General features: G+C 70.8%; 12 protein-coding genes. 4 read left to right on the forward strand and 8 right to left on the reverse strand.

The genetic code is table 11. The features are described from left to right. Positions 1-9 precede the first annotated feature (9 nt). Positions 10-930: a DUF5666 domain-containing protein gene (locus SM116_RS16110; RefSeq protein ID WP_320941982.1), complete on the forward strand. Its 921-nt coding sequence runs from the start codon at positions 10-12 to the stop codon at positions 928-930. Beyond that, entirely contained in the window at positions 923-2,578 is a 1,656-nt protein-coding gene (locus SM116_RS16115) for an HlyD family efflux transporter periplasmic adaptor subunit (RefSeq protein ID WP_320941983.1), read from the forward strand. The genes SM116_RS16110 and SM116_RS16115 overlap by 8 nt, the downstream gene beginning before the upstream one ends. A 74-nt stretch (positions 2,579-2,652) precedes the next feature. On the opposite strand, the gene SM116_RS16120 is transcribed toward SM116_RS16115, so the two are convergent. Together SM116_RS16120 and SM116_RS16125 are read right to left on the reverse strand one after the other, a co-directional pair. Continuing rightward, the gene (locus SM116_RS16120; RefSeq protein WP_320941984.1) at positions 2,653-3,090 is read right to left on the reverse strand and encodes a hypothetical protein; all 438 of its coding nucleotides are present in this window, start codon (positions 3,088-3,090) and stop codon (positions 2,653-2,655) included. Positions 3,091-3,217: 127 nt separating this feature from the next. Beyond that, positions 3,218-3,583, reverse strand: a complete 366-nt coding sequence (locus tag SM116_RS16125) for a VOC family protein (RefSeq protein ID WP_320941985.1) — start codon at positions 3,581-3,583, stop codon at positions 3,218-3,220. A 147-nt stretch (positions 3,584-3,730) separates the two neighbouring features. On the opposite strand from SM116_RS16125, the gene SM116_RS16130 reads away from it, so the two are divergent. Continuing rightward, positions 3,731-4,588, forward strand: a complete 858-nt coding sequence (locus SM116_RS16130) for an aldo/keto reductase (protein ID WP_320941986.1) — start codon at positions 3,731-3,733, stop codon at positions 4,586-4,588. Between the two features lie 57 nt (positions 4,589-4,645). Here SM116_RS16130 and SM116_RS16135 read toward each other — a convergent pair whose 3' ends face one another. After that, a complete protein-coding gene (locus SM116_RS16135) occupies positions 4,646-5,839 on the reverse strand; it encodes a metallophosphoesterase family protein (RefSeq protein ID WP_320941987.1) in 1,194 nt (397 codons plus the stop codon). A 152-nt stretch (positions 5,840-5,991) separates the two neighbouring features. Here SM116_RS16135 and SM116_RS16140 point away from each other — a divergent pair, with 152 nt between their 5' ends. Beyond that, on the forward strand, positions 5,992-7,407 hold the full coding sequence (locus tag SM116_RS16140; RefSeq protein WP_320941988.1) for an outer membrane protein assembly factor BamB family protein: 1,416 nt from the start codon (positions 5,992-5,994) through the stop codon (positions 7,405-7,407). 26 nt (positions 7,408-7,433) lie between these two features. On the opposite strand, the gene SM116_RS16145 is transcribed toward SM116_RS16140, so the two are convergent. The 5 genes from SM116_RS16145 to SM116_RS16165 form a co-directional block, all read right to left on the reverse strand. After that, positions 7,434-7,811, reverse strand: coding sequence for a group I truncated hemoglobin (locus tag SM116_RS16145; protein WP_320941989.1), 378 nt, complete (start codon positions 7,809-7,811; stop codon positions 7,434-7,436). A gap of 76 nt (positions 7,812-7,887) precedes the next feature. After that, positions 7,888-8,523 carry a DivIVA domain-containing protein gene (locus SM116_RS16150; RefSeq protein WP_320941990.1) on the reverse strand — a complete coding sequence of 212 codons (636 nt, stop codon included), beginning with the start codon at positions 8,521-8,523 and terminating at the stop codon, positions 7,888-7,890. Positions 8,524-8,535: 12 nt separating this feature from the next. Then, on the reverse strand, positions 8,536-9,753 hold the full coding sequence (locus SM116_RS16155; RefSeq protein WP_320941991.1) for a globin domain-containing protein: 1,218 nt from the start codon (positions 9,751-9,753) through the stop codon (positions 8,536-8,538). Between the two features lie 212 nt (positions 9,754-9,965). Further along, on the reverse strand, positions 9,966-10,334 hold the full coding sequence (locus SM116_RS16160; protein WP_320941992.1) for a DUF2255 family protein: 369 nt from the start codon (positions 10,332-10,334) through the stop codon (positions 9,966-9,968). Positions 10,335-10,501: 167 nt separating this feature from the next. Next, complete coding sequence (locus SM116_RS16165; RefSeq protein WP_320941993.1) at positions 10,502-13,666, reverse strand: beta-glucosidase; 3,165 nt, start codon at positions 13,664-13,666, stop codon at positions 10,502-10,504. Positions 13,667-13,854: the final 188 nt, after the last annotated feature.

Raw genomic sequence — 13,854 nt, forward strand, 5'->3', positions numbered from 1 at the left:
AGTGATGACATGAACACCCGCCGACTCGCCCTCGTGGCACTGGTCGTGGCTGCAGGCCTCGGACTCGCCGGCTGCGCCGCCGCCGGATCGCCCTCCCCCGCCGCGTCGGCCGCTCAGGGCCCGCGCGGCAACGGGTTCGGCGGCGGTCAGGGCGGACAGGGCCGCTTCCAGGGCGGCGCGTTCCCCGGCGCCGCCGGCCTGGTCGCCGCCGTCTCCGGGAGCACAGCGCAGGTGCAGAGCGCCACCCGCCAGACGGCCGTGAGCTGGACGCCGTCGACGGTCTTCACGAACCAGGTGCGTGCGGCATCCACCGATCTGACGACCGGCGACTGCGTCGTCGCGCGTCCCGCGCTCCGGTCGGGCACGGGCGCGAACGGCGGATCGGGGAGTTCGGGCAGCCCGGATTCCGGCGGTGCGCCGACGACGATCGCGGCGGCGACCATCGAGATGTCCGCGCCGGTGGACGGCACCTGCGCCGCAGGCTTCGGCGGCAGCCGCACCGGCCAGCGCCCGAGCGGCGCGCCGACAGCGGCACCGGGCACGGGCAACGCCAACGGCAACGGCTCCGGGCGCACTCCGCGCGGCTTCGGCGGCTTCGGGGCCGTCGGCACGATCACGTCGGTGTCCGACGGCTCGCTCGTCGTCGCCGAGAAGCGGGGCGGCTCGACGCAGAACGTGACCGTGACGTGGGGGTCGTCCACGATCTTCACGAAGCTGCAGGCCGGGTCGGCCTCCGACGTCGTCGTGGGCGTGTGCGTGCTCGCCCAGGGCAAGACCGATGACACCGGCGCACTCACCGCGAGGACGATCGCGGTGAGCCCCGCGGTCGACGGCACCTGCACGACCGGCTTCGGGGGGCGAGGCGCAGGCCAGGGGGGCCCCGGCGACGGCGCCACGCCCGGCACGGGCACAGGGGGAAGGAATGCCTGACCTCGGACACTCGAAGCGGCCGTGGCTGATCGGCGGTGCCATCGCCGCCGTGATCGTCGCGGCCGGCGCGGGCATCACCGCGAGCGCCCTGGGGGGCGGCGGCGGGAGCGGGCAGCGCACGGCCGTCGCCGACACCGGCACCGTCGAGCAGACGCTGACCCTCAGCGGCACGATCGCCCGCCCCAGCGAGGTCACCGCGTCGTTCCCGACCACCGGGACCGTGACGGCCGTCTCGGTGTCGGTGGGCCAGACCGTCCCGGCGGGAACCCCGCTCGCGACGATGGATGCCGGTCCCCTGAACGCCGCGGTCCTCTCGGCGCAGGCGACGCTCGCGCAGGACGAGGAGACCCTCGCCCGCGACCAGACCACCACGGCGTCGACGGGCTCGACCGGGTCGTCCGGCTCGTCGAAGTCCACCGGCGCGTCGGCGTCGAGATCCGGCACAGGCACGACACAGGCGCTCGCCGAGCTCACGAGCACGCTCCACGCGGAGCAGACCGCGTGCGCGCCCGTGCTGAAGGCGGGCTCGGGGGCGAAGGCCGCCTCCGCAGGCTCCGGTACCGCCGCATCGGGAACGGCGGGGGCCGGGGGAACCGGGGATGCCGGCGGCGGCGGAGCAGCAGGGGATGCGACACCCGCGCCGACGGCATCCCCCACGGACACCCCGACGGCGACGCCCGCTCCGACGCCGAGCCCGTCGCCCTCCTCGGGGTCGACCGGCGGCTCCGGCGCCGTGACCGCGGCGCAGATCGCGGCGTGCCAGACGGCGATGGAAGCCGCCGATCGCGCGCTGCAGCAGGCGGGGGCGGTCGTGCAGAAGGCGCTCGCATCCGCCACCCAGGCGGCGACCTCCGCCGCCACCCTGGCAACCCGCAGCGGCAGCACCGGTGGCGGCTCCAGCGGCAGCGCGAGCGGCTCCAGCGCCGCGACGGCGTCCCGCGTCGCGGCGGACCAGGTCGCGATCCTCCAGGACCAGGCGGCCGTGACGCAGGCCCAGACCAACGCGGCGGGAGCCACCCTCACCGCGCCGATCGCCGGCACGGTCGCCCGCATCGACTACTCCCCCGGGCAGACCGCGACGTCGGGCGCCGGCATCGTCATCGTCGGCCCGGGTCCGGCCACCGTCACGGTGGAGGTGCCGCTCGCCGACATGCCGCTCGTCAAGGCGGGCCTCACGGCGACCGTCAGCCCCGCCGGGGCATCGGCATCCGCCGCCGGCACCGTGGACAGCGTCGACCTCGTGCCGTCGTCAAGCTCGAGCACGACGCCCACCTACCCGGCCCGGGTCGTCGTGGCCACGCCGACGGCGTCCATGGCTCCGGGCTCGGGCGCGGTCGTGGTGATCGGCATCCGCACCGTCGGCGACGCCGTGCGCGTGCCCGCGTCGGCCCTGTCCGGGGTGACCTCCGGCAGCGGAACGGTCACCGTGATCAGCGGCTCCGGGAGCACCGTCACCCGCGTGGCGGTCGGCGCGGTCGGCGGCGGCTGGGCGCAGATCACGAGCGGCCTGAAGGCAGGCCAGCAGGTGCTGATCGCCGACCCGTCGCTGCCGCTCCCGTCGAACAACACGACCGGCCGCATCGGGGCCGGTCTCGGGGGCGGCGGCTTCGGCGGCGGCGGGTTCGTCCGTCGCGCCACCGGCGGCTGATCCGCCGGCGGAACGCCGACAGAGGGATGCCTCGGCACGGTGTGCCGAGGCATCCCTCTGTCGTGACCGTGCGGTCAGCCCTGCTGGGCGCCCGCGGACGCCACCCGGACGGCCGACTCGTGCAGACTCTCGAGCGCACCCGCCCCCTTCAGACTCGCCCACCCCGCCGAGGACGCCTCGAGGGCGAAAGCGAGACCGAGGGCGTAGTCGATGTCGCCCTCATCGTCGCCGCGGTGCGGTGCGGGCGGCCACGGGAACGGCGGCCACCGGCGCGGCGGGCAGATGTCGTCGCCCGGCTCGAACGCGACATTCAGCACCTGTGCGTAGCCGGCGGCGCGCACGAGCTCGGCGCCGACGGCGGCGCCATACGCCATGGCGGGAGGCATGTGGACCTCCGCCTTCTCCACGGCGGAACGCTGGCGCAGACCGCCGCCGATTCCGCCGCCGACGATCTCCCAGATCTGCGGATATCTCCGCGCGATGATCGCGATGATCGAACTGCTGAGCGCCATCCTGTCCTCCTTCGACCCGCCGGTGCCGCGTGAGACGACCCCGGGCTGCCTCGGCGGCTCGCAGGTCACGGGTCGCCACAGCGAAGAGGCCGGCCGCGCATCGGCTGATACGCCCGAGCGGGCTCGTTCAGGGCATCTGGAAGGCGACGAGTCCGACGGTGTTCGACTCGGAGTCGCGGATGAACGCCTGCCACTCGTCGTGACCGGCGGGCCCGAGCGTGTCGTCCTCGTGGTGGAAGATCACGTGCGGGTGCGTCACGACCTCGACGTCGCCGGGAAGGCGCTCCAGCGCCGCCTGGACGTTCTCGACATGAAGATAGATGAGGGATGACGGCGCCCCGCGATCGAGGAGCAGCCGTACGCCCTCCAGGTCGAAGAACAGCAGCCCGGGCGGATCGAAACGCGCCGTCGGCTCAGCGCCGAGCAGCCGCCCGTAGAACGACGCAGCACGGTCGAGGTCCTCGGCGCGCTGCGCCACCTGAACGAGTCTCATTCCGCCGTGCCTCCTCCTGGAATCCTGCCGTCAGCCGGATTGTCGCAGACCAGACGCTCCGTGTCACCGGCGGGCCTATCCTGTGGATGGATGGCGTCCTCCCGAATGCCCTCACCCCACGGCACACCTCACCCGAACGGAGCAGCCATGGTCACGAGCGTTGCGCTCTCGAACGGGATGCGGATGCCTCAGATCGGCCTCGGCGTCTACCTCGTCACCGATGTGGAGGTGTGCGAGGCGAGCGTCGAGACCGCACTGAACGACGGCTACCGGCTCATCGACACGGCCGTCCTCTACCGCAACGAGCGCGCTGTCGGGCGCGGGATCCGGGCGTCGGGAGTGCCACGCGACGACATCCTCCTGACGACGAAGATCTGGCCGTCCGACTACGGCTACGACAAGGCGCGCGCCGCCGTCGCCGGCTCGCTCGAGAGGCTCGACTGCGGCCCCATCGACCTGATGCTGCTCCACCAGTCCGTCGGCGACATCCTCGGTGCCTGGAAGGCGCTCGAGAAGGAGGTCGAGGAGGGGACGGTCCGCGCCATCGGCGTCAGCAACTTCCGGGTGCAGGACCTCGAACGGCTGCTGCCGAACGCCCGCATCACGCCCGTCGTCGACCAGGTCGAGCTTCATCCGCACTGGCAGCAGCCGGAGCTCCTCCCCTACCTCGCGGCGCACGGCATCCAGCCCGAGGCCTGGTACCCCCTGGGCCACGGGTCGGCCAAGCTGCTCGCCGAGCCGGCGATCGCGAGCGCCGCCGCGGCGCACGGCAGGTCGCCGGTGCAGGTCATCCTGCGCTGGCACGTGCAGCGGGGCATCGTCGCGATCCCCAAGTCGACGAACCCGGGCCACATCACAGCGAACCTCGACGTCTTCGACTTCGCGCTGACGGATGCAGAGATGGCCGGCATCGACGCCCTCGGGCGCGACCGCCCGATGTTCCGGGCGCCCCGCTGGATGCTCGCCGCCTCCGCACCCCTGATGAGAGCGCGCCCGCTTCCCTGATCGACAACGGCGGCTCGGCTCCCGCAAGGAGCCGAGCCGCCGTCTTCTGCCGATCGATCAGCCCCGGCAGTCGCCCGAGCCGGAGTCGGTGTAGTCGAGGGCGGAGGCGGGCTGTCCCGCGCCCTTCAGCGCGGGCGCATAAGAGAACTCGTAGCCGTGCTGCGTGAGGGTGAGCTTCAGCACGCCGTAGCCCTGGTCGTAGCCGGTGACGACGTTCGGGTTCGCGAAGGTGCCGTCGGCGTTCTTCGCGAGGCTGTCGAGGCCCTCGCCGCCCGTGCCGACGATGATCTCCGGGATGCCCTTCTTGGTGTCCACAGCACCCGTGGGGTCCATCGGCTGGAAGCGCGCGTAGGCGTGCTCGTGGCCGTTGAGGACGAGGGTCGCGCGGTCGGCGTACAGCAGCTTCCACCATGCGTCGGTGACACCGCCCTCCTGACCGCCCGCACCCGGTGCGGATGCCGGGACCGTCGCCGTCGACGCCGTCGTCGCGCTGAAGGCCGGCTGGTGCCAGTACGCGACGGTGCACTGCTGGTGGTTGTTCTCGAGGTCGTCGGCGAGCCACCGCGTCTCCTGCGCGAGCAGGCCGTTGCCGGTCGTGGAGCAGTCGTTGCCGAACGCGGCGGAGTTGCACTCGGCGTTCAGCGAGATGATGTGCCAGTTGCCGAGGTCGAAGGAGTACCAGCCCTGCGTGTCGGCCGTGTCGTCGCCCGCCTGGCCGGTGGCGTTGGGCGTTCCGCTCTGGTCGTGGCCGTTGAAGTAGGCGAAGTAGCCGTTGCCGTTCTGGCCGGTCTCGCTGTCGCCCTTCTTGGTGTACGAGTAGTACTCGTGGTTGCCGGGAGCGGGGCGCGCCAGGAACTTCAGCCCGCCCCACGCCTGCTCGAACGACGCCTCGAAGTCGCTCAGCTTGCCGACCTGGTACTGCTCGTCGCCGAGGAGCGCGATCGCGTCGGGCTTCATGGCGAGCGCCTGCTTCGCGGTCGCGAACTCGGCGTCGTAGCCGCCGAGGCTCGGGCTGCCGCATTTGAGGGCGGCGGGATTGTTCGCGTTGTCCGCGTCATTCGGCTCGCAGGCGATGTCGCCGACGGCGGCGAGCGTGTAGGTCTTGGCGTTGTCCGCCTTGACCGCGTGGTCGTAGGGCCAGCCGTTGTCGATCAGCGGTGCGGCGACGGCAGCGGCACCGCCGAGGAACGTCGCAGCGACGACGCCGGCAGCGATCAGGGTGAGTGTGCGGGTGCGGGAGCGGGAGCGCATGGACGTTCCTCCTGGGGGCGCGGACGGGGATGCGAGGGAGACGGTACTGACCCACGGATGCTCCGACGGTTAACCCGCGTGAACATTCCGGTGAACCCTGCGTGTCGCCGGGGTGCCGGCCGTGCGATGCACGGAGAGCGGACACTGGATGCATGCGAGGACGACGGATGCGCGCGGCGGCGCTGTGCGCGGCGGCGCTCGCACTCGTCGCGTGCACCTCCACCGGCGGGTCGACGCCACCGCCCACGGCGCCCGCCGCCATCCCGGACTCGGCCCCTGCGAGCACGCCGGGTGGGTCTGCCGTCCCGGCGCTGTGGGCGGGCTATCACGGGGACGCCGCGCGCACGGGGTACGTCCCCGGCGCCGTCGCCGATCCGGCGCGCGAGCTGTGGAGCGTCGACCTCGGCTCCGCGGTCTACGGCCAGCCAGTCGTGACAGGCGACACGGTCATCGTCGGCACGGAGTCCGACGAGGTGGTCGCGCTCGACCGGCGGACGGGGCGCAGGCTGTGGTCGCACGGGCTGGGAGCGCCGGTGACCGACATCGTCGGGCGCACGGGATGCGGCAACATCGACCCGCTCGGCATCACCTCGTCGCTCGCCGTGGACTCCGCCCGCGGCGAGGTCTTCGCGGTCGGGGAGGTCCTCGGCGCCGCCGGCGCTGTGCACCATCGCCTGGTCGGGCTGGATGCCAAGACCGCCAGGCAGCTGCTCAGTGAGGACGTCGACCCGCCCCTCCCCGCCGGCGAGAAGGCGGTGAACCTCCTGCAGCGGGCGGGGCTCGCGATCGGCAACGGCCGCGTCTACATCGGCTACGGCGGCAACATCGGCGACTGCGGTCGCTACCACGGGTGGCTCGTCGGCGCGTCGGAGACGTCGCCCGGCGATCTGGTGAGCTTCGAGGTCGCCCGCGACGGCGAGGGCGGCGCGATCTGGTTGTCCGGCGGCGCTCCGGCGATCGGCCCGGACGGCCACGTCTACGTGACGACCGGCAACGCGAACCCGTTCCCCGCGGCACGGGACGAGTTCGAGCACACGGAGAGCGTCCTGAAGCTGTCCCCCGACCTGAAGGTGCTCGCCGCCTTCAAGGATCCCGACGCCGGCGGCGACGAGGACCTCGCTACGGGCAACCCGGTGCTCCTGCCCGGCGATCTCGTCTTCGCGGTCGGGAAGACGGATGCGGGCTACCTCCTGCGCACGTCCGACCTCTCGCGCGTGGCCGTCATCCGCGACGTGTGCGGGAGCGATCCGGATGGCGGGCCCGCGTACGACCCCGCCACGCAGAGGCTGTTCGTCCCGTGCCGGGGCGGCGGCATCCAGATCGTCGATGTCGCCCGGCACAGACTGGGTCGCCGTTTGGAGGGAGCCAACAGCGCTCCCATCGTGGTCGGCACGACGGTGTGGGCGACGTCGTATCCCGCCGGGGGGCTCACGGCCTTCTCGGCTGCGTCGGGCGCGCAGACGCAGCGCGTCGGCACCGATGCGGTGCCGACCTTCGCGACGCCCTCCTCCGCGGGGGGCATGCTGTTCCTTGGAACGCGGACGGGCGTCTCAGCCTTCGGAGGCTGAGACGCCCGTCTCGCTGGTCGTGTCGGTCAGGCGTTCGCCGCGGCTGTGACGACCTGGGCGCGCAGCGGCATGAGAGCGCCCGCGACCTGCTCGATCGTCTCGGGCGCGACACCGGCCTCCGACAATGCCTGGGCGGCGTACCCGATGACCTTGTCGAAGTCCTCGTCGGTGATCCCACGGCCGGAGTGCGCAGCATCCAGGTCGAGACCCTTGTAGCCGTTCGGGCCGCCGGTGGCCGCTGCGAGGAACAGTGCCATGTGGCGCTTCTGCTCGACGAGTCGCGTCGTGGCGAAGTACGGCGCGAGCGTCTCGTCGCCGATGATGAGCTCGTACAGGCGGTCCACAACCGTGGCGATGCCGGCTCCTTCGCCGAGCTGCTGGTAGAGCGTCGTCGCGTCAGTCAATCGTTACTCCGATCATTCAGGGGGAGAGTGCGACACAAGCGTGCCACGAGTCGGGTCGTCGCGTCAGACGCGAGCGTCACTCGTGCGGGTTCACGCCGAGCCGCCCGAGCTCGCGCTCGATCGATTCGAGCAGCGAGTGGGCCTGCGCGGCCGCCATCCGGGTGAACTGGCGGGCGCGTACGACATCCTCGGGGCTCGCCGGCCCGGCGGCCGCGAGATCGTCGGTGGCGAAGGCGGCAGCGGGCGACTGATCCGGCGACCATCCCCCGCCCTGCGGCGCCGGCGCCGGCGTGGCCGGTGCGACGGGTCGGGTCTGCGGCGCCTCCGCGGAGGCAGCGGATGCGTCGCGTGCGGCGCCGGCCTCCTTCTCGATGTTGTGCGCGACCTGCTGCGCGCGCTCGACGATCTCGCGGTACTGCTTGCGCGCGGTCTCGATGAGGTCCTTCGAGTAGGCCTCGGCCTCGGCGACCGCGTCGTCGGCGATGCGCTGAGCGCTGCTCAGGAGGAGGACGGCGCGGCTCGAGATCTCGGTGTCGTCCGCGGTCAGACCCGCGGTCAGATCGTTCTTCTCACGCCACGCGAGCTCGAGGGCGTCTGCAGCGGCGGAGAGCAGCGCGCGCACCTCGTTGCGGTCGTAGCCCTCGTGCTCGGTGGAGAACGCCACATTGCGCAGCTGTTCCGGGGAGATGGAAACGGATTGAGTCCCTGACATGTCCTACCGCCTCTATTGGATGCCCAGCCCGACGCCCGGCTGGATGACTTCGTGGGGGCCTGCCTGGCTGCCCGCGTGGATGCTCTGTTGCGTGAATGGGTCTTCGTACTTCTCGCTGCGGATGCGCTCGCCGTCCATGCCGGCCGCGGTGAGCGCCGCGGCAGCGTGGTCGACCATGCGGGGCGACCCGCACAGCATGGCGACGTACCCGTCCCACGGGCCGTCCGCGGCGGCGACGTCGCCGATGAGCCCCCGCTGTCCCGGATACGACGGGTCGTCGGAGACCGCGTAGCGAGTCGTGAGCCAGGGCGCGCCGGTGTACCGCGCGAGCTCCGGCTTGGCGTAGAAGCCCCACGGATGCCGCGCCCCCTGGTACAGCGCAACACGAGGCCCGCGTCCCGTCGTCCGGTGCCGCTCGGCCACCTGGTCGACGATCGCCAGGAGGGGTGCGAGGCCGGTGCCGCCGGCGACGAGGAGCAGGTCTGGCCACTCCTGGTCGTGCGCGAGGGTCAGCAGCTCGCCGATGGGCGGGCCGAACCGCACACGGTCGCCCGCCTTGACGTCGCGGAGGATGGCGCCGCTGACCTGGCCGCCGGGCACGAGCTGGACGTGGAACGTGATCGTGCCGTCCGCGCGAGGCACGTGCGTCGGCGACAGGTAGCGCCACTGCCGGGGCCGCTGGGGCACCTCGACCGAGATCGACTGTCCGGGCAGGAACGGGTAGTGGTCGTCGGGCTGGACGGTGAGGGTGCCGACATCCATCCCGCGCCGCTCGGTCGCGACCACCTGGCCGCTCCAGGTCGCCGGCTGGCCCTCTGCCTCCTCTGCAGCGGTGATCATGGTCGTCGCGATGAGCCCGTAGGCCTCGGCCCAGTCGGAGGCGAGCTCCGGCGTCCAGTCGTCGCCGAGGAAGTGCTTGAGCGTCACGAGGAGCGAGGCGCCCACGGCCGGATAGTGGCCGGCGATCGTCCCGAACTTGCGGTGGTCGCGGCCGAGATCCTGGATGTAGTCGACCACGTCGCCGATGCTGTCGACGTTGCTCACCATGCGTCCGAGCGCCGTGACGAGCCGGTCGCGCTGCGCCGCCATCGTCACGGGGAACATGTCCCGGACCTCGGGGTGCGCCAGGAACAGGTGGGCGTAGAAATAGCCGGGGACCGCATCCCCGTGTGCCGCAACCTGAGCCCAGCTGCGCTTGAGCGCGTCTGCATCCACCTGTGTCGTGTCCAATCCATCGGCGTTCGCCGATCCCGGCCGACGCTAACCCGCGCCGCGCTCGGCCACAAATCCAGGTGGCGCCGGGTCGCCATCTCTCACGGACTTCTCACGAAGCAGCGAGTGCCTCTTGCCACGGTGGCACTGCTCGACGGCGAACGCAAGCGGCCGTAGCCTTGCGCCGGGTTCGCCTGGCCCTCCGGACTCGCGGCATCCGGACCCGCCGATCAGGCCGGGTCGACGCGGAGAGTCGTCGTCTTCGCCGTGTCGCTGTTGATGGCTCGCGTCGCGGATCCGTTGCCGTACTTCGCGAGGTAGGCGGCGTCGATCGCGTCGTCGTGCTCGTCGTCGGCGGTGAACACCACGGGCCGGGCGGCGCCGCCGTTCCAGCTGACGAAGCCCTCGTGGTGGCGGACGACGCCCTTGTACCACTCTCCCTCCGGTCCCTTCACGGATCGGACGTAGAGCACACCGCCCACGACGACCTGCCACACGATGACGAGCGTGCGCGAGGAGCCGTCGACCCTGCGCCCGGCGACGCGGATCGTGTTCGCGCGGTCCAGCTGGTCGAGCTCTTCCGGAGTCCATGCATCCATGTCGTCATCCTCCCCCGCGCGAGCCATCGTGCGGCCGATCCCGGCGAAACCGGTACCGGCAGGGCCTCCCCGGGCCAGGGCATCCGAGCGCAGCACGACGCGGCGGCGCCGCCGACCCGGTCGGGTCGGCGGCGCCGCGTGCGCGGGAAGGGCGTGCCGGGCGGCGATCAGTTGGCGCCGTTGCCGAGCACCTTGCCCTTCACCGCGCCGACGAACTGCGCGAGGCTCGTGAATTGGTCCGTGTAGGGGTTCACGGTGATGCCGCTCACTCCCTGCTCGGAGGCCAGCTGCGCGAACTGGGGCGACTGCATCGCCGTGTTCAGCACGCGCATCGCGGAGCGCTGCAGGTCGCCCAGACGCATGTTCTGCGCGGCGGCGTAGTTGCCCTTGATCACGACGGTGTAGGCGATGACGGTGGTGCCGTCGGCCGCGTACTGCACGTTCGTGATCGAGATGCCGGCCTTCTGCGCCGCGGTCAGCGCCGTGCTCGCGAGCATCGCCACCGTCTGCGTGTACGCGTCGTTCACCGAGGTGAAGGCCGGGTTCGCCGCGAACGTCTGGTTGTTGATCGCGTCCACGGTCGTGGTGCCCGACGCGGGAACCTTCGACAGGTCGGTCGACGCATCCACCGTCGTGCTGAAGGTCGACGTGCCCGCGGCCGACGGCGTGATGCCGTTGAACTGCCACGCGTACGACGTCCGCGTGGGCGACACCGTCTTGTTGTAGACGGGAAGGCCGTTCACGTCGATGGTCGGCGGAACCTTGACGATCGAGTTGATCACCGTCTGCGGGCTGCCGCCGGGCTCGATCAGGTCGTTGCCCGAGTACAGGGTGGACACCGGATCGTGGCTGCCGCCCCAGTCCGACATGACCAGACCCTTGTAGCCCCACTCTCCGCGCAGGAGGTCGGTCAGCAGGTCGTAGTTCTGCGCCGACCAGGAGCCGCCGATCTTGTTGTAGGAGCTCATCACGGCCATCGGCTGCGCCGACTTGACCGCGTACTCGAAGCCCTTCAGCTCGATCTCACGTGCGCCGCGCTCGTCCATCACATCGTTGGCCGACGTGCGGCTGGCCTCCTGCTCGTTGCCGGCGAAGTGCTTGATCGTGACTCCCTCACCCGGGATGGACTGGACGCCCTTGGTGACGGATGCCGCGGTCAGGCCGGACAGCAGCGGGTCCTCCGAGTAGTACTCGAAGTTGCGGCCGTTGAGCGGGTCGCGGTGGATGTTCATGCCCGGAGCGAGCCACAGCGACACACCGAACTCGGCCATCTCCTTGCCCGTCGCCTGGCCGACCTGCTGGATGAGATCGGCGTTCCATGTCTGCGAGAGCAGCGTGCCGATCGGCCAGGCCGTCGTGTACTGGTACTGCGGCGGCGTGACGGTCGTGATCTGCTGGGTCAGGCGCAGGCCCGCGGGACCGTCGGACAGCGTCATGCCGGGGATGCCGAGCTTCTCGTAGAGAGAGGTCGTGTATCCGGCGGCGCCGATCGCGTGAGCGGTCGTGCCGAAGACGCTCGCGCCCTCGACGATGTTCGCCAGCTGGGTCACGTTGAGCCCGGCGACGAACTGCTCCATCGACGTGGTGCCCTTCGCGACGTCGAACAGAGTCGCGTTCGGGTTCGTCGTGACGGGCTTCACCGTCTCACCGGTCTTGGCGACGTAGGGTGCGCCCGTGCCTTCCCAGTTCGTCTGGGACGGGTTCACGTAGGCGTCGATCGAGGAGATCAGGCTGCCGTCGATCGCGTAGTACGGAGACGTGGAGTCCACGCCCACGTTCTGCGAGAACGGCGACGCCGCGTTCACGGTCTGGAACCCACTCGTCTTCAGCGGGACCGTGATGGCCGTCTGGGCCTCCTTGGCCTCACCCGGGTACGAGTAGAAGTTCGCCGGGTCGCCGTGCAGCAGCGAGGTCGGGCTCTGGTCGTTGAGCTGGTTGGAGTCCTGCTCGGTCGTGACGCTCGACGGCACGACCACGTTGGCCGCGATGTGCGTGTTGCGCGACGAGTCGCCCACCCGGATGCGGTACTTGCCCGGGTCGAGGATCCACGATGCGCTCGAGTCGTAGTACGACGCCATGTCGCTCGTCGCGAACGAGACCGTGACCTCCTGCGACTGGCCGGGAGCCAGCGCGTCGGTCTTCGCCCAACCGGCGAGCTCCTGGTACGGCTTGTCCTCGCCGCCCGCGGGTGCCGAGAAGTAGACCTGCACGACGTCCTTGCCGCTGTACGTGCTGCCCGTGTTCGTGACCCGCGCCTTCACCGTCACCTGCGACATATCCGCCTGCACGGACTGCGCCTTGACGTCGAAGTCCGTATACGACAGGCCGTAGCCGAACGGGTAGTTGACGACGGAGGCCGGGTCCGCCGCGTCGATCGTCTTGTAGAACGAGTCGAAGTACCGGTAGCCGACGTACACGCCCTCCGAGTACTGCTCCGTGACCGTGTTGCCGTCGTTCGCCCCGAACGTCGCCGACGCCGGATAGTAGGAGTACTTCGATGCCCACGAGTCCGTCAGGTGGCCGGACGGGGTCACGTCGCCGTCGAGAACCTCGGCGAGGGCGTTGCCGCCCTCCTCGCCGGCCTGGCTCATGAGGAAGAGCGAGTCGAGCGCCGGGCCGCCGTTCGGGTCCGCCTCGGACGTGTTGATCGTGTCGAAGAACGACGTGTCGACGATCCCGCCGGTGTTGAGCACGACGACGACGTTCTTGTATGTCTGGCCGAGGAGGGCGACGTCGTTGTACTCGGTGTCGGTCAGCTGGTAGTCGCCCTTGCCGGAACTGCGGTCCCTGCCCTCACCGGAGTTGCGGGCGACGACGTAGATCGCCGTGTCCGTGTCCGCCGTCGGCTTGACCGAGTCGGCCGTCAGCACCTGCTCAACGGAGGAATAGTCGACGGTCGACCCGAAGCCGCTTCCGCCGGAGGTGGCCGGATACTTCGTGTCGTAGGCGGACTTCATCGCGTCCCAGTAGGCCGGGCTCGTCGTGATCGTGAAGCCCGCGTTCTCGAGCCCGGTGCGGACGTTGATGGCGTAGCGCTGGTTGACGTTGCCGGAACCCGTGCCGCCCTTCACGGTCGCGTAGGCGCCGACGCCGAAGATCGCGACGTTGGTCTTCTTCTGCAGCGGCAGCGAGTGGTTCCGGTTGGCCAGCAGGACCATGCCGTCGGCGGCGGCCTGCTTCGAGAGCTGGGCGTTCGCGAGCTCCAGCGGGTTGGGGGTGGGGTCGGTGCTGGCCGCGAAGGCGGTGCCGCCGCCCGCGACCACGATGGCCGACGCGACGGCGAGGGGAACGATCGCCCCACTTACCCTCCGCCGACGTGTGTGATTGCGCATCACTGAGTCCTCTCTGACTTCATTGCTTGTAGTGATCGATCGGGAATGAATGCCCCACGCCGGTCACGAGCCTCACGGTAGTGAGGCGTATTTCGGACTGTCAACGATCTGAAAGGACTCGTTAAAACGAATCATTCGAACAGTTAATGACCGAAAACCGAGCCGGAAAGTCTCGCGCTTCTGCCGAC

This window comes from Microbacterium rhizosphaerae (assembly GCF_034120055.1).
Taxonomy (GTDB): domain Bacteria; phylum Actinomycetota; class Actinomycetes; order Actinomycetales; family Microbacteriaceae; genus Microbacterium; species Microbacterium rhizosphaerae.